Source organism: Photorhabdus machadonis (assembly GCF_052657765.1).
In genome coordinates this window covers 821,552-843,517 of record NZ_CP199761.1, presented here as the reverse complement: position 1 = coordinate 843,517, position 21,966 = coordinate 821,552, and the positions used below count along the sequence as shown (strand labels likewise).

The following is a 21,966-nucleotide window of genomic DNA, read 5'->3' as shown; positions in this document are numbered from 1 at the left end:
CGACACTTTGTTTTAGTCAAGTTCTATTCGCCAAACGGAGTTTACCACCACGTTAAAACCTACCTTGAGGTAAAATCAGTATGATTTTAGAATCTGTAAAAAGGGCAAACGTATCACGAAAAAACCGGTAAAAACGTTAATCATTAAAGATAAAACCGAAAGCCATTAAAGATTTTTTAAAGCAGGTAAAAAACTCAGTACTATACTGATATTGGAAGAGAAAACATCAGGAAAAACAGCTTTTAAATCTATTAACCGCATTAAGAAAATTTTCTCAAACAAAATATTTCGCATTCCTGAAAGAAGTTTACGAAAAATGAGGATAATCGTTAAAAAAACTGATAAGCTTTTAGATTAGAAATGAAAAAAAGAACAAAAACGTTTAAAAGCATTAAAGATGATTAAAGAAATTAGCTATTTTCCTTTTTTGGCGATCGCAAGTACCTTTTTAGAGGTGATTAACTCAGTTATCCATCAGACAAAGGTTAAAAAAATAGGTTCCGATTAATACCAGATTTTTAAGCAAGACAGAATGACTAAAAAACTGTTTACTTCCCGCCATATTTAATACATTTATCAGCGATGCTATACTCCATTTAAAAGCGAAAATACAGAGATATTAAAACTTTTATATAAAAGGCGGATTTAACTAAATACATACAACTTTTCAAAATGAGGGTTAACACCCTGAAAAAATGGGTAATTATCTGAAAAAACATCAAGGGTAGTAATTTATTAAAACTACTCAGAACTGCCGGTAAAACAGCGTCAGTAAAGGGTATGATTAACGTTGATTTAACGTAAAATAGATATCCTATAGTAATAAAAATCAGGTGGTAAAAGTGACCACAAACCATCAAAACACTTATACTGATTAAAACCCTAAATTAAAACAGTGACTTTAAATAACAGTTTAAAACCTGCTCATGATAAAACTCAAAGTGGGAGAGCATGTAATATGGCTTTTCTACGGTTCGATTAAACCGTTCCTCTTTATAAAAACCATTGCCCGCCAACTTCACAAATGATTTGGATATTGCTATACCGTTTTTCAAAGCGCGAGCATGGTCATGTTCTAGTAGTGTTGTAGTCAAATAATTTCAGCTAGTTTCATAGATCTTTGTTGCAACTTTCCATATTCAACCAACAATGGATCATTATTGTCTTTTCAGTCGATGAATATAATATCTAATCCGGAGCCAACATCCGCAGTGGATTCAGTAAACAGATATCTCGGATGTGTTCTTCACCAAGGCCAGCGGTTTTAAACCAGTGTTCACTATCGTTCAACCATTGCTTAACATCTGGCTGAACTGGCTGCCCAAGATCGGAGCTATAGACAACATTATTCACCTCCGATAACACTTCAAAAAAATCCTCAGTTGTCTGATAACCAAGATAAACAGTTAATGCCGTTTGCTCCACATAAAGCCAATCATGTTTACCCAACGCTTTAAGATCTTTCGCTTTTAATCCTGTCATAGGACTGGCAGGTTGGTTCAGCATGAACTTACAACCACCCGCAGCGGTAATCGCATCAATAAGTTGCATAACTTCATAACGTGAAGCATGGCCTGATGACAGCACAACATTATGCTGCTGCGCAAAACTAATTAACTCATGGATCTCGTTATGCAACCGCCCATTGCTATCGACAACAGACAAAGGTTGCTGTGCTAAAGTTTGCGCGAAAGCATTTGCCCAAGAACGCTTCATTACACTTTTATGGCTTGTAGGGACAATCGTCGGCAGATGAACCAGCAGCCGCGGAACTCTACAGAACTGGTACTGACTCAGTGACTGAATAACAGAGTTAATTACCAGCCCTCCAGAGGTTGCGTTCAATACTACCGAACCAAAAACCGGAAGTCCTGCTTCCTGAGCCAGTGACGACAAAGCAGTAACACTCCCCAGATGGTTTTTAAGTACAACCCCACCACCATGTCGGGCATATTCCCTTCCAGCTTCAAGTACATTGTACCGCCGAATGTAACTATCGGGACGAGCATGATAATGTACATCCAGAAAACGAAGTTTTCTCTCCCAGTATTCTATAAACAGACTCATTGCACAGTTTTCCAAGGTACGGCATATCCCAGTTTTTCGCGGGCGTTAACCAGATCTTCTCCGTTAGTTATAGCCTCAATAATAGCTTGTTCAGTTTTGTCAACATTTTCCGCACGCTCAATAACGGTGAACAAATGCTGCTGCGGGATGGCTAACGCGCCATTATCATCGGCAAAAATCCAATCTCCTGGAGATATCACTACACCGCCAATATCCAAAGTGCATTGTGTTGCAGCAACCTTGGCACGATTCTTTCCGGATACCATATAAACCCCCGTCGTAAATAAGGGATATTCCAATCTGCGAACCTCAGACAAGTCTCTGGCTGACCCATAAATTACAGAGCCTGAGATTCCTTTTTGTACAGCTTTAAAAGTTAAGATATTGCCCCAACTGGTACAATCCGTACGCCCCTGATTATCAACCACTATTACATATCCAGCAGGTACTTCATCAATGTAGTTTCCAGCATTAAGAAACTTGCCCTGTTCCAGAATAATAGGTTCATAGCGCACAGTAAAAGCGGGTCCAGCCATTTTAATCCCGACATTACTACGTGGCACAATTCCAGCCAGTCCAGCAGGAATATGCAGACTATCCATTGCATCCGATATGGCCGCGCTGTCAAGCTCCATTAAGCGCTTTTTGATTTGATCAATTTGTGTAGTTTGCATTACATTTCCTCTTTCGATGCACGTGTGCGCAGGACACTCCAGGCGGCATATTCTGGTATAGATTGTTGCAGTAGCAATTTATTACATGGAAAATCCACCGAATGTTGTCGTCCTTCATCATCTATGGTTGTCAGGGTCATCTGTCCAAGCATTTCTTCACCAGACAAAAATGAACTTATAGAAGGAAAAGCAGTAATATTCACCGAAAGAGATTTTGAAGGACTATTTACTGCATATGTTGTGTGTAGATATGTATTTAATTCATCATCATCTGTGAACCAGTTAATACAGTATTGTTCACTGAGTTTTTCCATAGCTGTCATCTGACAATCACTAACCAATTTGTTTTCAAACATGGCGCCAAAGTTAGTCAATTGCTGTACGGAAAGAGGGGCATCAGCAGGCGTAATAACTTGTACTACTACATAAGGCGCCTTCCACAGATAGTGAATATCGCACTCAACACCATCAAAGAATGCATTCACCATCGTACCGACTTTACTTTCACTAACGCCGATTAGTGTCCAATGGTAGTTTCGCTCTCTCATGCCAGCTACTGGAGGGATAGAATGCTCTTCCGACAACATTAATCGCATTTGGGACGGAGGACCTGGCAACACAACTATTTTGCTACCATCAACATTAAGACTGAAACCAAGAGCTGTACCTGCAACATTGGAAATAACCTTTGCTCCGGACGGAAACATGGCTTGGAATCGATTCGAGGGATCACAATATACTCCCAGTTTTTCCAGCTGTTTCTGTATTTCCACCCAGACGTTATCACGTATTTCCAAAGGACTTCCTACCGCTTTTGCTATCGCCTCACGGGTTTTATCATCCGGTGTCGGGCCAAGACCGCCACACACAACAATGAGAGTATCCTGCCCCAGCCTACGAACCACTGCGGTAGCAATTTGGTTAATATCATCAGCGCAAACCTGATGTTGCTTCACTTTATATCCCTGCTCCGTGAGATATTCGCTAATATCCTGAAGATTAGTATTAGGATATTTTCCACTCAGGAGCTCATCACCAATAGTAATAACCGATGCAGAATAGCTAGTGCATTTTTTACTTAGAGTACTAATAATAGCCTGCGCCATTTGTTGGGTTGTTGCGCTACCACCCAGATCATAAGTAACAACTCGTCCTTCACGTATCACATTATCTACTGCACAGTTAATTTGCTGTGCTGCATCAGCAAAGCCAAGATGTTCCAGTAGTAATGCTATTGTGTAAAACATCGCTGCCGGATTGGCTTTATTTTTACCTGCCATACCAGGCGCACTACCGTGTACAGGCTCAAAGTATGCAATATCACTACCAATATTAGCGCTAGGCGCTAAACCAAGCCCTCCCATTACACCCGCTGCCAAATCAGACAAAATATCACCAAACATATTCTCAGAGACAATGACACCAAATTCATGCGGTTTCTTTACCATCCATAAAGCTACTGCATCTACATTGTGGATATCCGCTTTTATTTCAGGGTAACGTGCCGCAACAGTATCGAAAATACCTTTTGCAAAGTGCCCACTTTCCCGCATTACATTTGGTTTATCCGCAAAGGTTACACGGGAGTAGTTATTTTCCTTTGCATACTCAAATGCAGTGATAAACAAACGTTCTAAACCAAAACGGGTTTGTAGACGGACTGTCCATGCAGCTTCTTCAGGACCATATTTATCTATATTTGGATGCTGTAACCAAGTCGTTGCAGTAGCGGGAATTCCTTTAAAATCGAACCCTGCATATAGTCCTTCGGTGTTTTCCCTGATAACACAGCAACGAAATGGTTTACGGTCCCCTTCTACATAACGTACTGGTCGGATATTTGCATATAATCCCAAACGCTGACGTAATTGGATAACAGGTGACACATAATTTCTCGTTTTCACACGCAGATGTGGTGGCAACGCTTGTTGTGCTTCTTCTTTACCTTTACTAGTAATAGCGCCGAGTAACACCGCATCTACTGAAGCTATTTTTTCCCAAGTACTGGCAGGTACTGAGTTACCTTCTCTTTCCCAACAAGTCCAACCAATATCCCCAATTTCCAATGTCACAGGAAGATTTAGGGTCTGAAAAACGGGAAGAGCAGCATCACATACTTCCTGACCAATACCGTCCCCAGGTAAAATAAGAATTTTTTTATTCATAAGGTTTTTAGCCAATCGTTAATTACACTGTTAATAAATGACGGCTTATCTTCCCAAGGCCGCATTCCTGCTCCATCCACGACAACAAAACAGTGCATAGGATTAGTATTGACCACCTGATTACATTCTGTGGCTAATCGCGAACGTCCGCCAACTATGCTCAGAAATTTTCCTTTGTAATTGCACAATATTGCTCTGGCATCTAGTTGTAGCAACAGTGAAAATCCCACTATCATACGTTCCCGAGCAGTATTTCTTAAATGGTCAGGTATCGCAGGCATTTTAGGAAGTGGAGTCCCACCTTCAGGAATAACAAAGCCATGTAACACAGAAATCGCTTCATCTAGCTGATTTCTATTCAGTAATGCTATTAATTGCTCCAGCCTATTGGTCAGTAACGAATCAGCATATCCAGGACCACTCACTGAGATTACTCCCGTGAGGTTTTTCAAGCGCGACGCAAGCAATTGCGCCAGAGTACCTGACATCGCAAAACCGATAAGCAAATAAGGCTGGGAAAAACGTTGATTGAGTTCAGACTCAATAATATTAATAGCGTAGTCGGGATCAGATGAATTAATTAAGGATAATGTATCAATAATAGACACCTGATATCCCATTTTCTTTAATAATATGCACAATGGAGTGCAAAAATCGCCATGATCCCAAAGCGGCATCACAGGTGCGAGAATTACCGCTTCGAGGCTGAAACATCCAGCATGGTTATTAGGCCGTGTCATGTCGTTGCTCCTCGCAAAGATTTAACAACCTGAAACGCATAATGAATACCATTTCTCAACCCTTCTTCGAGGGCTGTTTTATTCTCTACACTCAAATTGTACACACCCATCATTATATCGATAAGATCACGCCTAGAGGCGGCAAAAAAACAATGGGATTGCAGTTCATTGAGTTGATTAAATACTCGTTCAAGGTCATATTGTTTACTATTTTGGCTCAGATTGAGAAATGATAGCCAGCTTTCCAAATTGAGATTTCCGGCACCTTTTCCCATCCCTGATAGAGAACTATCAATAAAATTGGTTCCAGCTCTCATAGCTTCAATACTGTTCGCTGTGGCAAGACCCAGATTATCATGAGGATGGAATCCCAATTGCAATTGCGTGGCAGATTTTAACCTATAAAACATCTGCGCTACCTGTTCAGGGAACAAACTACCATTTGAATCCGCCAGGTAAATAATATCAGCACCCGCTTGTTCACACTGTTTGGCAATCTCAATAATTTTACTGATAGAGAGCTGACTCGCTCGTGTAAAATTAATACCCACAGCCATTCCAGTAGATCGAGCAATCTCGCACAACTCTAAGCATGGCTACGGGTTATCAACTTTAATACATAACCTAAGCAAACTAACTCCATTCATCTTCACTGCATAAATATCATCAGCATTGATATTGTGAGGATGAGCAATGACTACCAATCTTGCCTCAGGTACCGATTGATGAATATCTCGGATATAACTATCCGGAGACATACCTGTTAGACCAATATTAGAGATAGGTTTAAAAGAGCCATTGCGATAACCGATTTCAAACCATTCCACGCCACTTTTAGTCAATACCTCAACATGCTTTATAGCGTATTCTGTTGTAAAGTTGAAATTATTCAGGTATCCACCATCACGTAATGTGACATCTATATTATTAACCATTTTTCATTCCTATTTTAGTTTCTATTGTTTCTTTATCACCTCTATTACCCGTTATATAAATAATACTACCGACCAAAGAAACAACTGTGATGATAGATGCCACTTTAATAGGTTCATGGTTAGATATATAACCAATAAGCAATGACGCCAGTCCTGCACTACCTAATTGCAATGTTCCCATTACGCCGGAAGCTGCCCCAGCGGCTTGAGAATGAGTGGCAATTGCCGATGCAGTACCTAGTGGCAATAAAAAACCATTACCGAAAGTCAATACTGAGATTGTTAGCACAGAAGTTATCAATGGGTAGGAACTAAAAAACATTTGTATCGTGAAAGCAATACCTCCAACAGCAAAGATGAGATAGCCATGAGAAATTGTCTTTCTCACACCCTGCTGGCGACTTAATTTTTTAGCGGTAAGATTACCCAACACATAACTTAAAGAGAGCATTATATAGGTGTAACCAACATATTTTTCTGGTAATCCCAGAGCGGTAAGAATAAATGGAGATTCAATCAAATAAGAAAAATATGCCGTATAAGCAAAACAAGGTATTGCTGCATAGTAAAGAAACTCTTTATTTATTATCACTTGGTAAGTACTGACTAATACATTTTTAACACTCAATTTTTGGCGTTTATCTATTGGTAGTGACTCTTTCAACACTAGTAAGCACAATATAAGCGTGACTGTTATAAATAAAGTAAGAAATAAAAAACAGGCTTTCCAGCCATAATATTCACTTAACATACCTCCGATCATTGGTGCGACAGCGGGTGACATTCCCACAAAAGGGAAAATAATCAGATACAAATTGGCTGCCTCTTCTTTCTCCATCAGATCACTAATAATAGCACGACTTAATGTAATACCAGCACAAGCGCCTATTCCCTGGAATAAACGCAATAATAGCAACTCACTAATATGCGTACTGTAAAAAATACCGATTGTTGAAATCAGCCATATAATCATCCCAGAAATAAGAACCATTTTTCTTCCTAAACAATCACTTAACGGTCCATAAATAAGTTGAGAAAAGGCTATACCAAATAGAAATATAGCTATTGCACTTTGTATACTAGATTCGCTAACGTGATAATAGCTTTCCATTTTATTCAAGGCGGGTAGAAATATATCCGATGAAACCAATCCCCCCATAGAAAGAAAAGCCATTAAAACGATAAATAATAAAGATGAAGATTTATTGTTCATGGGCCATTAACCAATCAATATAATAAATATTATCCCAAATAAATTCCGTATAAAATAAAAGTCACATGCCAGTTAAATTTACATTAAATGCACAAAATCACTTATTTAATGAAAAAATTAACACCTTGCATGTAAAAACAACAAATTACTTTGCATATTATCTTATACTGCGAGAATTGAGAGCTCTTTATAACAACATAAAGACAAAATCCCACCCACACTTTAGATGAATAATTTCTTACTCTATAAATAACCCCTCCAAATATTGAGATACTTTTACACAACTTATTCAATAATTAACTTTCAAAAAAATAAACTCATATAAATATCAATTGAAAAAATAGTAACACCAACATCACTTTTAGCAAACAAAAAAACACAGAATTTAAGTTCAAAAATGAATAAAAAAAACACAAATCACAACATATAATACTAAAAAGTCATTTTGAGATTCCAGCACGAACATGTACTTGCCCTTTTTGTACCAAGCACAATGCAGTCTGAACATCATTCCCAGCAAGGCAACCTCATCTGAGTATCAGAGAACAAAAACTTTTACTTTAACTACAGCCGCCAACCTTGGGTCTTGCGAAGCAATATGACTGAGGTTTCGTTGCACCAAGTCTTCTTTTAACTTCGGATAAGTTGCCGCATTTTCCGCACCACTTGTGTTTTTCCCTACTAACTTAGGCTGAGCATCTTTGCCAGCATTATTTTGCGATGATTTTGGTGACGACTTCGGCCCTTTGGCTCCCTCCATCACAATAGGCAGCGTCATCGCCATTGCAGCGGCAGTCTCCTGACTCATGCCCATCGCTTCAAAGCGTTTTGTCCAGCCGAGTTCGCCTACCTTGCCTGTGGCCGCCTGACCTAACGTATTCACCGCCGACAGGTAATTTCTGAACTCAACCGGCAATGTGCCATCCCGGTCCATATTTTTGAGGGTACGCTCAAACACCGGCCACTGATCAACCAGATAACCATACTTCTGCGCACACTGGGTCGGGTTGTGGTTACAAAAGTCCACCATTTCCTGCTGATTACGGATGTTGGTATCAACCATCTCCTTGATCACTTGTTTGCAGCTTTCGCCTTCACAGGTGCGGGCTTGATGCGCAAAATTGTCCAGCTCATTCACGCTCAAAAAGTTATTCTCAATAACAACCCATTCCATTGCGAAGTTGACCGACGGACACCGATTTTCCCAATGCCCTCAGTCAGTTACCACCCGTTTTTTCCAATGTGCGTTCACCGCCGGACCCAAAACCCCTTGACGCGCTTTTCGCCTCCAAAGGCCGGTTTTTCCCGCCGTGCCATTGTCAGTGTAGCGCCTTTTTCGGCAACGGGCGAACGTCGCCCAACTCGCTTGGGCGGCGGACGCCCGTTCTGCGGGCGCGGGCGGCATAGAGCCCGCAAGCGGTGCCCCTGCGACGCTCTGAGGCACTGTGGCTTCGGTTTGCGTATGACCTTGCATGACCACGCGGTTTTGTTTTGTTCAGGGAAGCCCCCGGGGGCTGCACGGGGCGGAGATGGCGAGCACGGGAATGAGCAAGGAGCCGGTGACTGCGAACCGGGCGCAGCCAGTGCAGCGGGGTTGGGGCGGGGGGAAGTCAATGAGCGGAGGCCGCAGGCCGACCTGCCTTTAGGGTTGTTGGCCGGACGTTGGCACGGCAGCTAAAGAAGAACACGGGTTTTTGCCGAGGACTGGCGCAGCGGCTGACAGCAGAAGGCGTCAGCCTTGTGCGCCACACCCTCCAGGGCTAACCCGCGGGGGCGCAAGACATAATGCCAATTATACGCATTAAGCCGCTCATCGATGCTCAGGCGGTTGCCCGGGCTCACCGGCGCAGTGCGTATAATTCCCCCGCATTATGTTGAATAGGCGTTGGGCGGCCTGGACCGGCTCAACGGGGACACCGGGGCTTGCGCCGCCTGACGACTATTTACCCCCGCGTGCGCCGATGCCGACGGGCAGTCCGGCCACGGTCTGCCCCCACACCGAACCCGCCCAACTCAACGGGGGCGTGCGAACAGTCATCGGCTATCGGGGGTTGAGGCCGGCTCTGAACTGTCCGGCGGCGTGTCCGTGTCGGCGTTATCGTCGGCGTACAGGTCGGCCAGTAAACCCACTTCATCGGCGTCGCAGACTTTTTCGTCGGCCATTTGCTCCGCCGGGTGGGTGCTGGCGTGCACCGCCTGCAAGGCCCGGATAGAGACCTGCGTATACACCTGGGTGGATCCCACGCTGGCATGGCCTAACATGGCCTGTATCCAGCGCAGGTCCGCGCCGTTCTCCAGCATCTGCGTCGCCATCGCATGCCGGAACAGGTGGCAGGCACCTTTTTTCTCAATGCCGGCGGCCCGGATATAACCGCTCACGGCATGGGTGATACCGTTCGGCTGCAATCCGTCGAGACCGTCCATTGCCACGAACAGCGACTGGATGTCCGGGGTGACCAGCAGTTGCGGGCGAACCTGCTGCTGATAGAACTGGAGCCAGTTTAAGGTTCGTTCGCCGAGGGGCAATACCCGGTCTTTATTCCCCTTGCCCTGCCGGATGGTCACCGTTTTGCGTGACCCGTCAATGCTGTAGATATCGAGCCGGGCCGCTTCACTGCGTCGTATCCCTGTTGACCAGAGCAGCTCCATCAGGGCCCGGTCTCGGGCACCCTGCAACGTATTCGGGTCAGGCAGCGACAGGATATGCTCGATTTCATCAATGCTCAGGATATACCGCGGCAGGCGTTTTTCTTCCCGCGGCAACTCAATGTCCGCTGCCGGGTTCGCCAGTATCAGGTTCTGTTTCGTCAGCCATTTGAACCACACCTGTAACGGCTGCAACTGCGTGCGTTGGGTGCGGATGCTCAGCGGTTCTCCGTTGGTCTTGCGGTACTGGTACAGGTAGCGCTGGTAACGTTCCAGTATCGGCCGCGTGATATCCGCGGCATAGTACAGGCCCCGGTCCGTGGCCCACAGGATAAAGTGATAGGTGTGATGGGTCTGCACTTTCAGCGTGGTTTCCGACCAGTTCCGTTCCTGCCGCCATGCCACGAAGCGTAGCAGCAGCGCATACAGGCTTTTTGGGTCATGCGCCGGCCCTACAGGCTGACGATAGACGTCATCGACGGTCAGGAGACTTCCTTTGCGCGGTTTACGGTTTGCCATGATTAACCTCCGTTTCGGATTGGGGATGGGCGGCTGAGGCAGCGGGCGGTGGGGCCTTTTGCGTTTTATGTCTGTTAACCGTTTTCTTTCCGGCTCCGCCCGGTTCTGTTGTTAAGCCTTGTGCTGTCTGTGCTGAGGCCGGATTTTGTCTGTCCGGCTGTGTACCGACCTGGGGCCGACCTGTACCCGACTGAACACCCTCTGACCCCGACCGGAACGCCTTGCCCGCAACAGCGTCATTCGTCATTTCTGTTTCTTCGGGCAGGGGGATTGAAGCCGGTTTTTTTTCTGTCTTGATAACTGCTTTTTGCTTTACCCCGGCCACTTCCGCCGACAGGTCTGGTGTTGCCTGCCCTGAGGCTGGATTCTGACTGACCGACTGACTGCCGACCATGCCCCGACCAGCACCCGACTGAATATCCTCTGACCCCGACCGGAACGCATTGCCTGTCATTTCTGACCGGGATTCAGTCATCTCCAGTAACCCGCACAGATGCGGTTGCCCGGTATCTTCACCATCCCACAACAGCGTATATTCATAGGTCAGCCCGCGGCGATGCAGCAACAGGTATTCCATTTCCAGCAACCGCGCCAGATGCACTTTCAGTTGCGTATCGCCCCAGTGCAGAGCGGTCCGAATATCCCGCCGGGTAAAATGCAGTTCATCGACCCTGACCGCCTGTTGTCCGGCGGTTTCCCGTACCCAGTCCTGTATCAGCAGCAACAGCTTGCGCGTCTGCGGCGGCATTTCATCCAGCGTGCGCCCCAGCACCTCATGCGCCAGCCGGTTGGCGAGGGCAATATCGTCCTGGGTGACTTCGATATATTCGATGACCTGCCCGCGGTGGGTCGTTTTCTTCACTTCACGTTGATACTGGTGCAGCAGGGCAATGGCCTGTATCAGCGTCAGGTATTTCATGTGGTCGCGCCGCATCCGGGTTTTGTCTGACAGGAACGTCAGTTGATGGGCGTAAGGATTGACCACTTTCAGCGGCCTTAACAGGCGCTGGGCGTTCTGGTGTAACTGCGTCAGATAGCCTTTTTCCGAGTCAGCCAGCAACCCGGCCAGCGTCTGGCGGTGCCGCTGCATGGCGTGGATAGCCTGCGTCTGCTCGCGCGATTCGTTGACCGTCAGCACCAGACAGCGGTTCAGCAGCTCTTCATCCACATCAATGGCCGTCGTCGTTAACATCAGCATCACCGGTCCCTGTACCCTGTATTCCCGCGTCACCAGTTCGCCGCTCTGTTCGTTTTTGCCGGTGCTGGCGATTTTCAGCTCGCCGTCGGACTGCAACAGTTTCAGGGCATAAGCCGCCTGCCGCACGCCTTCTTCTTCGGCTATCGCCAGTATCTTGTGTTGCAGACTGGTTTCCCCCAGATAGTAGAGGCTCTGCCCGGTCATTGCCGAGTACTGGATACGCTCCTCTTCCGGCATCAGGTTCAGCACTGCCTCCATCAGGGAAGATTTCCCGGCCGCCGAGCTGCTTTGTATCAGCACAGCCAGCGGTTTATCGAGTTTGCGCGAGACCGCCGCCAGATACCCGGTCAGCAGATTGGTCGATTCGCCGACCACCCCGCAGGCGGCCATGTCGTTGATAATCTGTTCTGTTAAGTTCGGTGATGTCAGCAACGCCAGCGCAGCGGCTTCGTCTTCCGCGCTGACCGTCACCGCCGTTGTCCCTGAGGCTTCGGCCTCTGCTCGCTGCTCAGCATCCTGTTGCTGCTCCAGCATTAACAGCACCCGCCCGGCTTCACGTTTAATCACCGACGGCTCGCATGCCAGCTCTTGCGCCGCCGTGCTGATGTAGTGCTGACGATGCCGCGCATGGTACATGTCCAGCGTATCCACATGGAACAGGCCGGTCGTTTCATCCCGCACCTGCACATTGACTTTCATCACGTCCGGCACCGGGGATTTTTTCATTCCCCGTATCCGCCAGATACGTGGCCCGCTTTTCATCAGCAGTTCACCGCAGGCCATGCGCTCACAGGGCACGGGGGCAACGGTCAGCGCCGGCGGGGCGGCTAAAGAAGAAGATTTAGCCACCCCGGCACTTTGGGGCTTTTCCGTCACACTCGGCGAGACGGGCCGCTCATGGCTGAACACCGCGCCCGGTGCGGTTCCCTGTCCCAGCCAGACCGCCTGTTGCAAGGCCAGCCCCAGCGCATGTTCGGCGTTGCCGCTTTTCAGCGCATAGTCATTGGCATCCATGCCCGGCGGGAACTGCACCCGCCATGCCTCGATACCGGCTTCCAGTAAATCAGCCGCCACATGAGCCGCGCCACGGTCTCCGGCCTCGTCCCGGTCAAAGGCAATCAGCACCCGTTTCACGCCGTGATACGGCAAGGCTCCGAGATGCTCGCGGTTAAACCCGTTCACCCCGAACGCGGCGATCACGTTGCGGAACCCGGCACACCAGAACGTCATGGCATCGATCAGCGCTTCGCACAGGATAATTTCCGAAGCGGCTTTCATCGCTTCCTCATTCCAGACCCCGGCTAGCGGTGACGGCAGATACAGATGCTTCGGGCTGTCTTTCAGCACTTTGTAATCCGGCTGGGTTCGGCGGCCATACAGTTGCAGCACCCGCCCGCGGCTGGCCACACTGGCCGATTCGGCCCAGCCGATCACCGGCACCACGACGCAGCCCCGGAAGTGGTCCTGACGGGTGGTAGTACGCAACACGCCCAGCCCCGACAGCTTGTCGCGCAGTTGCTGGCCTTCCTGACTGCTCTTGGACGGTAATAAGCCCGCTGAACCGCCGATCCCGTGATGGCCCGCGTACCCCAGCTTAAAGTGACTCACCAGTTCAGGATGATTCAGCCCGCGTCGTGCCAGCCAGGCTTTGGCTTCCGGTGACGCCAGTAAGTGCTGATGATAAAAATCAATCACCTGATGCAACAGCGCCTGCCCGTCATCGTCCAGATCGGCCAGTTTCGGGCGCGGCAGAGGGGCCGCCTGTGATCCCGGCGGGGCGGCTAAAGAAGAAGCGGCCACAACCGCATTGTCCATGTCCGGCAACCCGGCCAGCTCCCGCAGCCGGCGGATAGCGATTTTCAGCGTCACCCCTTCCGTTTGTATCACCCAGTCCAGCACCGATCCCGCTGCGCCACAGCCAAAGCAGTGATACAGGTTCTTGGCCGGCGATATCACCATTGAGGGCGTTTTCTCGTTATGGAACGGACAGCGCAGCACATAATCCTCACCGCGTTTTTTCATCGGACGGCCTTGCTTACGCGCCAGCCCCAGTAACGAGACGGTTTGCTTTAAGTGGACTAAATCGGTGTCGGGAACGCGGGTCATCAATGACCTCCTGTAAAAACCTGTCAAGATGCTATATTGATATTTAAAACATATCTGATAAGATATCCAAAAACAAGCTTTTTAAAAGGGGGATATATAGTGATATCAAGTTCAACAACCTGGTTTCTCGATATGCAGTTCCCTGAACGGCTTACCACATTACGCAAGGAACGCGGGCTCACTCAGCAGGCGCTGGCTGATATGGCTGGTGTGGCAGTTTTACAGATCCGGCGTTATGAGGGAGGCTCAGCACAACCTACCTTAGAGGTAATACGTCGCTTGGCTATTTCGCTCGGTGTCAGTGCGGATATGCTGGTTTTTGATGAACAGGAGCGCGGGCCTAGTGAGCGGCTGCGCTATCAATTTGAGGCAATTTCTCGTATGCCGCAGTATGAGCAGGAGGTTATTAAGGAGTTGCTGGATGCAATGATCATCAAAACTCAGATTGCCGGCACAATGGCCTGTATTTCAACAACAGCGAAGGAAGAGAGTTAACACAGCACGGCGCTGAAGTGCGGGAACACTCCAGCGCCGCTAACCATCACCAACTATCAGAGGTAGTTCATCATGGCTAAATGCGATTCTAAAGCAAAAACCATTACAACTAAAGTGCAGGCTGTAAAGCCACGGCATTACACCGTGGGCTACCGGCCTAACCGGGGCAAGCCCAATCCGTACCCGCAGCTCACCATTAAGGGACGTTGGTTGGCTGCGTTGGGCTTTACCACAGGGAAGCCGATCACTATTACCAGCGAAGCCGGACAGTTAATCATTCAACTGGCTGAAAATGACTAACAGCTAAAAGAAAGATCTTGGTCAATTCATAAAGCCGGGAATTTTACTAAGATTCTTTTATTCGATTAATAAGTGAAGCCATCACTTCAGTGGCTTCTTCTTTAAATTTAATGCTCCATTCTTTAGTCCAATCACTTGGTCGACCTTGATCTTCCCATTCAGCTAAAGCAACAGCATTAATTATTTCTAATTCAAACCATATTTTCTGATATCGCTCATCATCGTACAGATCCTCTGATGAATGAATGAACCTAGAGAACACCATTAAGTCATCTAATGAGTTAACCGCATCTTTTATCAAGGATTCTTTATTTTCCATATTTCACCGTTACCACTTTACCTGATTCATTAGTAACAATAGATACATTATTCATTGGGTCATAATGAACAGTCGTTCCCCCTCTACTCGGGGTTGATATTCCATTTTTGATGGTATTTTCTACAACAGATGGAGTAATTCCGCGATCTTGCATACGATCCAAGGCATGACCGGAATACTCTCTGTTATTAATAGTCGCAGGTTCATTCCTTACGGGTTGATAAGAGGGATTCTTAGGCTGATTCATCTGCTTCTGTTTACCTCCCATAGGGAGGGTAGCCCCAGAATTTGTATTATTTGCAGAGTTTCCAGATTTACCTTTACCCAATCCTCCAGTTACAGCACCCAGTGCAGCGCCCGCTAAGATTTCTGCCTGCTGCTTGTCGATACCGTAGCGGCTTTGCAACTGATGCGCAAATTCCGTACTCGAAACGACGCCTTCAGCTTCAATCTGCTGGGCCAACAGAGAAGACATGTCATTCTTCATCCGTGAAGGCACATCGTCACCCAGTACGCGATCGATGGCTTGACGTACCAGCATACCATTAGCCGGGATATCGCCGTATTTTTCCTTGCAGGCGGCGGGATTGGAAGAACACACCGCGATCAGCTCTTTTTGCTGCTTGAGGCTCAGATCTTCCATTTCCTTCGTGATCTGTTTGCAGTCGCCGCGTCCCTCACACCCTTTGGCTCTGGCCGCAAAGTCATCTATCTGCTCCGCGCTCAAAAAGTTATTCTCAATAACAACGCATTCCATTGCGACGTTGATGACCGAACGCCGATTTTCCTAATGCCCTCAGCCAGTTACCACCCGTTTTTTCCAATGTGCGTTCACCGCCGGACCCAAAACCCCCTGACGCGCTTTTCGCCTCCAAAGGCCGGTTTTTCCCGCCGTGCCATTGTCAGTGTAGCGCCTTTTTCGGCAACGGGCGAACGTCGCCCAACTCGCTTGGGCGGCGGACGCCCGTTCTGCGGGCGCGGGCGGCATAGAGCCCGCAAGCGGCGCCCCTGCGACGCTCTGAGGCACTGTGGCTTCGGTTTGCGTATGACCTTGCATGACCACGCGGTTTTGTTTTGTTCAGGGAAGCCCCCGGGGGCTGCACGGGGCGGCGATGGCGAGCACGGTAACGAGCAAGGAGCCTGCGACTGCGAGCCGCGCGCAGCCAGTGCAGCGGGGTTGGGGCGGGGGGAAGTAAATAACGGAGGCCGTCAGGCCGACCTGCCTTCAGGGTTGTTGGCCGGACGTTGGCACGGCAGCTAAAGAAGAACACGGGTTTTTGCCGATGGCCGGCTCAACGGCTGACAGCAGAAGGCGTCAGCCTTGTGCGCCACTCCCCGCAATGCCGACCCGCGGGGGCGCAAGACATAATGCCAATTATACGCATTAAGCCGCTCATCAATGCTCAGGCGGTTGCCCGGGCTCACCGGCGCAGTGCGTATAATTCCCCCGCATTATGTTGAATAGGCGTTGGGCGGCCTGGACCGGCTTAACGGGGACGCTCGTGGTTGAGCCGCCTGACGACTATTTACCCCCGCGTGCGCCGAGGCTAACGGGCAGTCCGGCCACGGTCTGCCCCCACACCGAACCCGCCCAACTCAACGGGGGCGTGCGGACGCTCAGCGGCTATCGGGGGTTGAGGTCGGCTCTGAACTGTCCGGCGGCGTGTCCGTGCCGGCGTTATCGTCGGCGTACAGGTCGGCCAGTAAACCCACCTCATCGGCGTCGCGGACTTTTTCGTCGGCCATTTGCTCCGCCGGATGCGTACTGGCGTGCACCGCCTGCAAGGCCCGGATAGAGACCTGCGTATACACCTGGGTGGATCCCACGCTGGCATGGCCTAACATGGCCTGTATCCAGCGCAGGTCCGCGCCGTTCTCCAGCATCTGGGTCGCCATCGCGTGCCGAAACAGGTGGCAGGCCCCTTTTTTCTCAATGCCGGCGGCCCGGATATAACCGCTCACGGCATGGGTGATACCGTTCGGCTGCAATCCGTCGAGACCGTCCATTGCCACGAACAGCGACTGGATGTCCGGGGTGACCAGCAGTTGCGGGCGAACCTGCTGCTGATAGAACTGGAGCCAGTTTAAGGCCCGTTCGCCGAGGGGCAATACCCGGTCTTTATTCCCCTTGCCCTGCCGGATGGTCACGGTTTTGCGTGACCCGTCAATGCTGTAGATATCGAGCCGGGCCGCTTCACTGCGTCGTATCCCTGTTGACCAGAGCAGCTCCATCAGGGCCCGGTCGCGCGCGCCCTGCAACGTATTCGGGTCAGGCAGCGACAGGATATGCTCGATTTCATCAATGCTCAGGATATACCGCGGCAGGCGTTTTTCTTCCCGCGGCAACTCAATGTCCGCTGCCGGGTTCGCCAGTATCAGGTTCTGTTTCGTCAGCCATTTGAACCACACCTGTAACGGCTGCAACTGCGTGCGCTGGGTGCGGATGCTCAGCGGCTCTCCGTTGGTCTTGCGGTACTGGTACAGGTAGCGCTGGTAACGCTCCAGTATCGGCCGCGTGATATCCGCGGCATAGTACAGGCCCCGGTCCGTGGCCCACAGGATAAAGTGATAGGTGTGATGGGTCTGCACTTTCAGCGTGGTTTCCGACCAGTTCCGTTCCTGCCGCCAGGCCACGAAGCGCAGCAGCAGTGCATACAGGCTTTTCGGGTCATGTGCCGGCCCTACAGGCTGACGGTAGACGTCATTGACGGTCAGGAGACTTCCTTTGCGCGGTTTACGGTTTGCCATGATTGACCTCCGGTTGAGATTGAGGGGCGGGCGCAGACAAGGGGCGCGTTTTCTTTTTTCCTTTTATCACTGTGTCTTCCGTTACCCCGACTTGCGGCACGCTGAACCCGTGCTCTGCCTGCCCGGATAGGGATTTTTTCACCCCAGACTTAGCCCGGACCTGGCCCAGACTTGAGGCAGACGGGTGTTCATTTAAGTCAGACTTGCTCTCATGACCTGTCGGGACGGCTGCCGGCGGTTTATTCCTGTCGGGTACAGGCAATGCGTCTCCGTGATTATTTTCCCTGATAACGGCGTTTTCATCTGCCCGGACTTGTGCACCCGCTGGCTCTTGTGCTGTCCGGGCTGACGCGGGTTTTTCTTCCCCAGACTCAGGCCAGACTTGCCCCGGACTTGGGGAAGACTTATGACCTTCCGGGTCAGACTTGCGTTCACTGCCGGCGGTTTCTGAGTCCGCTTCTCCGACATCCAGCAGGCCGCACAGGTGGGCTGCGCCGTTGTCTTCTCCGTCCCACAGCAGTTCATAATGCAGCAGATGCCCCCGGCTGCCGCCATGCAACAGCAGGTATTCCATTTCCGTCAGTCGTTGACAGTGGTTTTTGAGCTGGCTGTCGCTCCAGTGGGTAAAGGCGCGGATATCCCGCCGGGTAAAGCGCACTTCGTTTGGCTGGCAGTGCTGAATTTGCGCCTGTTCGTTCACCATCTCTTGTATCAGCAGTAACAGCTTGCGCGTCTGCGGCGGCATTTCATCCAGCGTGCGCCCCAGCACCTCATGCGCCAGCCGGTTGGCGAGGGCAATATCGTCCTGGGTGACTTCAATATATTCGATGACCTGTCCGCGGTGGGGCGTTTTCTTCACTTCACGTTGATACTGGTGCAGCAGGGCAATGGCCTGTATCAGCGTCAGGTATTTCATGTGGTCGCGCCGCATCCGGGTTTTGTCTGACAGGAACGTCAGTTGATGGGCGTAAGGATTGACCACTTTCAGCGGCCTTAACAGGCGCTGGGCGTTCTGGTGTAACTGCGTCAGATAGCCTTTCTCCGAGTCAGCCAGTAACCCGGCCAGCGTCTGGCGGTGTCGCTGCATGGCGTGGATAGCCTGCGTCTGCTCGCGCGATTCGTTGACCGTCAGCACCAGACAGCGGTTCAGCAGTTCTTCATCCACATCAATGGCCGTCGTCGTTAACATCAGCATCACCGGTCCCTGTACCTTGTATTCCCGCGTCACCAGTTCGCCGCTCTGTTCGTTCTTGCCGGTACTGGCGATTTTCAGCTCGCCGTCGGACTGCAACAGTTTCAGGGCGTAGGCCGCCTGCCGCACGCCTTCCTCTTCGGCTATCGCCAGTATTTTGTGTTGCAGGCTGGTTTCCCCAAGATAGTAGAGGCTCTGCCCGGTCATTGCCGAGTACTGGATACGCTCCTCTTCCGGCATCAGGTTCAGCACTGCCTCCATCAGGGAAGATTTCCCGGCCGCCGAGCTGCTTTGTATCAGCACGGCCAGCGGTTTATCGAGTTTGCGCGAGACTGCCGCCAGATACCCGGTCAGCAGATTGGTCGATTCGCCGACCACCCCACAAGCGGCCATATCGTTGATAATCTGTTCTGTTAAGTTCGGCGATGTCAGCAACGCCAGCGCGGCGGCTTCGTCTTCCGCGCTGACCGTCACCGCCGTTGTCCCTGAGGCTTCGGCCTCCGCCTGCTGCTCAGCATCCTGTTGCTGCTCCAGCATCAGCAGCACCCGCCCGGCTTCACGTTTAATCACCGACGGCTCGCATGCCAGCTCTTGCGCCGCCGTGCTGATGTAGTGCTGACGATGCCGCGCATGGTACATGTCCAGCGTATCCACATGGAACAGGCCGGACGTTTCATCCCGCACCTGCACATTGACTTTCATCACATCCGGCACCGGGGATTTTTTCATTCCCCGTATCCGCCAGACCCGGGGGCCGCTTTTCATCAGCAGTTCACCGGAGGCCATGCGCTCACAGGGCACGGGGGCAACGGTCAGCGCCGGCGGGGCGGCTAAAGAAGAAGATTTAGCCACCCCGGCACTTTGGGGCTTTTCCGTCACACTCGGCGAGACGGGCCGCTCATGGCTGAACACCGCGCCCGGTGCGGTTCCCTGTCCCAGCCAGACCGCCTGTTGCAAGGCCAGCCCCAGCGCATGTTCGGCGTTGCCGCTTTTCAGCGCATAGTCATTGGCATCCATGCCCGGCGGGAACTGCACCCGCCATGCCTCGATACCGGCTTCCAGTAAATCAGCCGCCACATGAGCCGCGCCACGGTCTCCGGCCTCGTCCCGGTCAAAGGCAATCAGCACCCGTTTCACGCCGTGATACGGCAAGGCTCCGAGATGCTCGCGGTTAAACCCGTTCACCCCGAACGCGGCGATCACGTTGCGGAACCCGGCACACCAGAACGTCATGGCATCGATCAGCGCTTCGCACAGGATAATTTCCGAAGCGGCTTTCATCGCTTCCTCATTCCAGACCCCGGCTAGCGGTGACGGCAGATACAGATGCTTCGGGCTGTCTTTCAGCACTTTGTAATCCGGCTGGGTTCGGCGGCCATACAGTTGCAGCACCCGCCCGCGGCTGGCCACACTGGCCGATTCGGCCCAGCCGATCACCGGCACCACGACGCAGCCCCGGAAGTGGTCCTGACGGGTGGTAGTACGCAACACGCCCAGCCCCGACAGCTTGTCGCGCAGTTGCTGGCCTTCCTGACTGCTCTTGGACGGTAATAAGCCCGCTGAACCGCCGATCCCGTGATGGCCCGCGTACCCCAGCTTAAAGTGACTCACCAGTTCAGGATGATTCAGCCCGCGTCGTGCCAGCCAGGCTTTGGCTTCCGGTGACGCCAGTAAGTGCTGATGATAAAAATCAATCACCTGATGCAACAGCGCCTGCCCGTCATCGTCCAGATCGGCCAGTTTCGGGCGCGGCAGAGGGGCCGCCTGTGATCCCGGCGGGGCGGCTAAAGAAGAAGCGGCCACAACCGCATTGTCCATGTCCGGCAACCCGGCCAGCTCCCGCAGCCGGCGGATAGCGATTTTCAGCGTCACCCCTTCCGTTTGTATCACCCAGTCCAGCACCGATCCCGCTGCGCCACAGCCAAAGCAGTGATACAGGTTCTTGGCCGGCGATATCACCATTGAGGGCGTTTTCTCGTTATGGAACGGACAGCGCAGCACATAATCCTCACCGCGTTTTTTCATCGGACGGCCTTGCTTACGCGCCAGCCCCAGTAACGAGACGGTTTGCTTTAAGTGGACTAAATCGGTGTCGGGAACGCGGGTCATCAATGACCTCCTGTAAAAACCTGTCAAGATGCTATATTGATATTTAAAACATATCTGATAAGATATCCAAAAACAAGCTTTTTAAAAGGGGGATATATAGTGATATCAAGTTCAACAACCTGGTTTCTCGATATGCAGTTCCCTGAACGGCTTACCACATTACGCAAGGAACGCGGGCTCACTCAGCAGGCGCTGGCTGATATGGCTGGTGTGGCAGTTTTACAGATCCGGCGTTATGAGGGAGGCTCAGCACAACCTACCTTAGAGGTAATACGTCGCTTGGCTATTTCGCTCGGTGTCAGTGCGGATATGCTGGTTTTTGATGAACAGGAGCGCGGGCCTAGTGAGCGGCTGCGCTATCAATTTGAGGCAATTTCTCGTATGCCGCAGTATGAGCAGGAGGTTATTAAGGAGTTGCTGGATGCAATGATCATCAAAACTCAGATTGCCGGCACAATGGCCTGTATTTCAACAACAGCGAAGGAAGAGAGTTAACACAGCACGGCGCTGAAGTGCGGGAACACTCCAGCGCCGCTAACC

General features: G+C 50.4%; 18 protein-coding genes. 4 read left to right on the top strand and 14 right to left on the bottom strand.

Translation table 11 applies throughout. The annotated features are described in order from the left end of the window. Positions 1–1,188 precede the first annotated feature (1,188 nt). From ACUN2T_RS03970 to ACUN2T_RS03935, 8 genes are all read right to left on the bottom strand, one after another. Positions 1,189–2,067, bottom strand: a complete 879-nt coding sequence (locus tag ACUN2T_RS03970) for a DUF6282 family protein (protein ID WP_445496346.1) — start codon at positions 2,065–2,067, stop codon at positions 1,189–1,191. Beyond that, complete coding sequence (locus ACUN2T_RS03965; RefSeq protein WP_445496345.1) at positions 2,064–2,741, bottom strand: RraA family protein; 678 nt, start codon at positions 2,739–2,741, stop codon at positions 2,064–2,066. Before ACUN2T_RS03965 ends, ACUN2T_RS03970 begins: the two co-directional genes overlap by 4 nt. Beyond that, positions 2,741–4,906, bottom strand: coding sequence for an isocitrate/isopropylmalate family dehydrogenase (locus tag ACUN2T_RS03960; protein WP_445496344.1), 2,166 nt, complete (start codon positions 4,904–4,906; stop codon positions 2,741–2,743). Before ACUN2T_RS03960 ends, ACUN2T_RS03965 begins: the two co-directional genes overlap by 1 nt. Further along, a complete protein-coding gene (locus tag ACUN2T_RS03955) occupies positions 4,903–5,646 on the bottom strand; it encodes a hypothetical protein (protein WP_445496343.1) in 744 nt (247 codons plus the stop codon). The genes ACUN2T_RS03960 and ACUN2T_RS03955 overlap by 4 nt, the downstream gene beginning before the upstream one ends. Next, entirely contained in the window at positions 5,643–6,197 is a 555-nt protein-coding gene (locus ACUN2T_RS03950) for a hypothetical protein (RefSeq protein WP_445496342.1), read from the bottom strand. Before ACUN2T_RS03950 ends, ACUN2T_RS03955 begins: the two co-directional genes overlap by 4 nt. Before the next feature lie 45 nt (positions 6,198–6,242). After that, a complete protein-coding gene (locus tag ACUN2T_RS03945; RefSeq protein ID WP_445496341.1) occupies positions 6,243–6,581 on the bottom strand; it encodes a hypothetical protein in 339 nt (112 codons plus the stop codon). After that, the gene (locus ACUN2T_RS03940; protein WP_445496340.1) at positions 6,574–7,794 is read right to left on the bottom strand and encodes a multidrug effflux MFS transporter; all 1,221 of its coding nucleotides are present in this window, start codon (positions 7,792–7,794) and stop codon (positions 6,574–6,576) included. Before ACUN2T_RS03940 ends, ACUN2T_RS03945 begins: the two co-directional genes overlap by 8 nt. A gap of 538 nt (positions 7,795–8,332) precedes the next feature. Next, complete coding sequence (locus tag ACUN2T_RS03935; protein WP_445496339.1) at positions 8,333–8,857, bottom strand: hypothetical protein; 525 nt, start codon at positions 8,855–8,857, stop codon at positions 8,333–8,335. A gap of 399 nt (positions 8,858–9,256) precedes the next feature. Here ACUN2T_RS03935 and ACUN2T_RS03930 point away from each other — a divergent pair, with 399 nt between their 5' ends. Then, entirely contained in the window at positions 9,257–9,472 is a 216-nt protein-coding gene (locus tag ACUN2T_RS03930; RefSeq protein ID WP_445496338.1) for a hypothetical protein, read from the top strand. 356 nt (positions 9,473–9,828) lie between these two features. Here the strand turns inward: ACUN2T_RS03930 and xerC (ACUN2T_RS03925) are convergent, their stop codons facing one another. After that, positions 9,829–10,959 (bottom strand): site-specific tyrosine recombinase XerC, encoded by a 1,131-nt coding sequence (xerC, locus tag ACUN2T_RS03925; protein WP_445496337.1) that lies wholly within the window; start codon positions 10,957–10,959, stop codon positions 9,829–9,831. Next, entirely contained in the window at positions 10,946–14,263 is a 3,318-nt protein-coding gene (locus ACUN2T_RS03920; protein ID WP_445496336.1) for a CHC2 zinc finger domain-containing protein, read from the bottom strand. Before ACUN2T_RS03920 ends, xerC (ACUN2T_RS03925) begins: the two co-directional genes overlap by 14 nt. A 132-nt stretch (positions 14,264–14,395) precedes the next feature. On the opposite strand from ACUN2T_RS03920, the gene ACUN2T_RS03915 reads away from it, so the two are divergent. Both ACUN2T_RS03915 and ACUN2T_RS03910 read left to right on the top strand, forming a co-directional pair. Further along, a complete protein-coding gene (locus ACUN2T_RS03915; protein ID WP_011147857.1) occupies positions 14,396–14,758 on the top strand; it encodes a helix-turn-helix domain-containing protein in 363 nt (120 codons plus the stop codon). A gap of 72 nt (positions 14,759–14,830) precedes the next feature. Next, complete coding sequence (locus ACUN2T_RS03910; protein WP_011147858.1) at positions 14,831–15,058, top strand: SymE family type I addiction module toxin; 228 nt, start codon at positions 14,831–14,833, stop codon at positions 15,056–15,058. Positions 15,059–15,104: 46 nt separating this feature from the next. Here ACUN2T_RS03910 and ACUN2T_RS03905 read toward each other — a convergent pair whose 3' ends face one another. The 4 genes from ACUN2T_RS03905 to ACUN2T_RS03890 form a co-directional block, all read right to left on the bottom strand. Beyond that, positions 15,105–15,377, bottom strand: a complete 273-nt coding sequence (locus ACUN2T_RS03905; protein WP_271868210.1) for a hypothetical protein — start codon at positions 15,375–15,377, stop codon at positions 15,105–15,107. Further along, on the bottom strand, positions 15,367–16,134 hold the full coding sequence (locus ACUN2T_RS03900) for a DUF4258 domain-containing protein (RefSeq protein ID WP_445496335.1): 768 nt from the start codon (positions 16,132–16,134) through the stop codon (positions 15,367–15,369). The genes ACUN2T_RS03905 and ACUN2T_RS03900 overlap by 11 nt, the downstream gene beginning before the upstream one ends. 860 nt (positions 16,135–16,994) lie before the next feature. After that, entirely contained in the window at positions 16,995–18,125 is a 1,131-nt protein-coding gene (gene xerC, locus ACUN2T_RS03895) for a site-specific tyrosine recombinase XerC (protein ID WP_445496334.1), read from the bottom strand. Further along, on the bottom strand, positions 18,112–21,426 hold the full coding sequence (locus ACUN2T_RS03890; RefSeq protein WP_445496333.1) for a CHC2 zinc finger domain-containing protein: 3,315 nt from the start codon (positions 21,424–21,426) through the stop codon (positions 18,112–18,114). The genes xerC (ACUN2T_RS03895) and ACUN2T_RS03890 overlap by 14 nt, the downstream gene beginning before the upstream one ends. A 132-nt stretch (positions 21,427–21,558) precedes the next feature. Between ACUN2T_RS03890 and ACUN2T_RS03885 the strand changes: the two genes are divergently transcribed. After that, positions 21,559–21,921: a helix-turn-helix domain-containing protein gene (locus ACUN2T_RS03885; protein WP_011147857.1), complete on the top strand. Its 363-nt coding sequence runs from the start codon at positions 21,559–21,561 to the stop codon at positions 21,919–21,921. Positions 21,922–21,966 lie beyond the last annotated feature (45 nt).

Bases quoted from the DNA above. Each gene is read 5' to 3' on its own strand.
- ACUN2T_RS03910 (WP_011147858.1), top strand. From the start codon at position 14,831: ATGGCTAAATGCGATTCTAAAGCAAAAACCATTACAACTAAAGTGCAG.
- ACUN2T_RS03935 (WP_445496339.1), bottom strand. From the start codon at position 8,857: ATGGTTGATACCAACATCCGTAATCAGCAGGAAATGGTGGACTTTTGT.
- ACUN2T_RS03915 (WP_011147857.1), top strand. From the start codon at position 14,396: ATGCAGTTCCCTGAACGGCTTACCACATTACGCAAGGAACGCGGGCTC.
- ACUN2T_RS03885 (WP_011147857.1), top strand. From the start codon at position 21,559: ATGCAGTTCCCTGAACGGCTTACCACATTACGCAAGGAACGCGGGCTC.
- ACUN2T_RS03905 (WP_271868210.1), bottom strand. From the start codon at position 15,377: ATGGAAAATAAAGAATCCTTGATAAAAGATGCGGTTAACTCATTAGAT.
- ACUN2T_RS03970 (WP_445496346.1), bottom strand. From the start codon at position 2,067: ATGAGTCTGTTTATAGAATACTGGGAGAGAAAACTTCGTTTTCTGGAT.
- ACUN2T_RS03940 (WP_445496340.1), bottom strand. From the start codon at position 7,794: ATGAACAATAAATCTTCATCTTTATTATTTATCGTTTTAATGGCTTTT.
- ACUN2T_RS03930 (WP_445496338.1), top strand. From the start codon at position 9,257: ATGACCTTGCATGACCACGCGGTTTTGTTTTGTTCAGGGAAGCCCCCG.
- ACUN2T_RS03965 (WP_445496345.1), bottom strand. From the start codon at position 2,741: ATGCAAACTACACAAATTGATCAAATCAAAAAGCGCTTAATGGAGCTT.
- ACUN2T_RS03900 (WP_445496335.1), bottom strand. From the start codon at position 16,134: ATGGAATGCGTTGTTATTGAGAATAACTTTTTGAGCGCGGAGCAGATA.
- ACUN2T_RS03955 (WP_445496343.1), bottom strand. From the start codon at position 5,646: ATGACACGGCCTAATAACCATGCTGGATGTTTCAGCCTCGAAGCGGTA.
- xerC (WP_445496334.1), bottom strand. From the start codon at position 18,125: ATGGCAAACCGTAAACCGCGCAAAGGAAGTCTCCTGACCGTCAATGAC.
- ACUN2T_RS03890 (WP_445496333.1), bottom strand. From the start codon at position 21,426: ATGACCCGCGTTCCCGACACCGATTTAGTCCACTTAAAGCAAACCGTC.
- xerC (WP_445496337.1), bottom strand. From the start codon at position 10,959: ATGGCAAACCGTAAACCGCGCAAAGGAAGTCTCCTGACCGTCGATGAC.
- ACUN2T_RS03945 (WP_445496341.1), bottom strand. From the start codon at position 6,581: ATGGTTAATAATATAGATGTCACATTACGTGATGGTGGATACCTGAAT.
- ACUN2T_RS03920 (WP_445496336.1), bottom strand. From the start codon at position 14,263: ATGACCCGCGTTCCCGACACCGATTTAGTCCACTTAAAGCAAACCGTC.
- ACUN2T_RS03960 (WP_445496344.1), bottom strand. From the start codon at position 4,906: ATGAATAAAAAAATTCTTATTTTACCTGGGGACGGTATTGGTCAGGAA.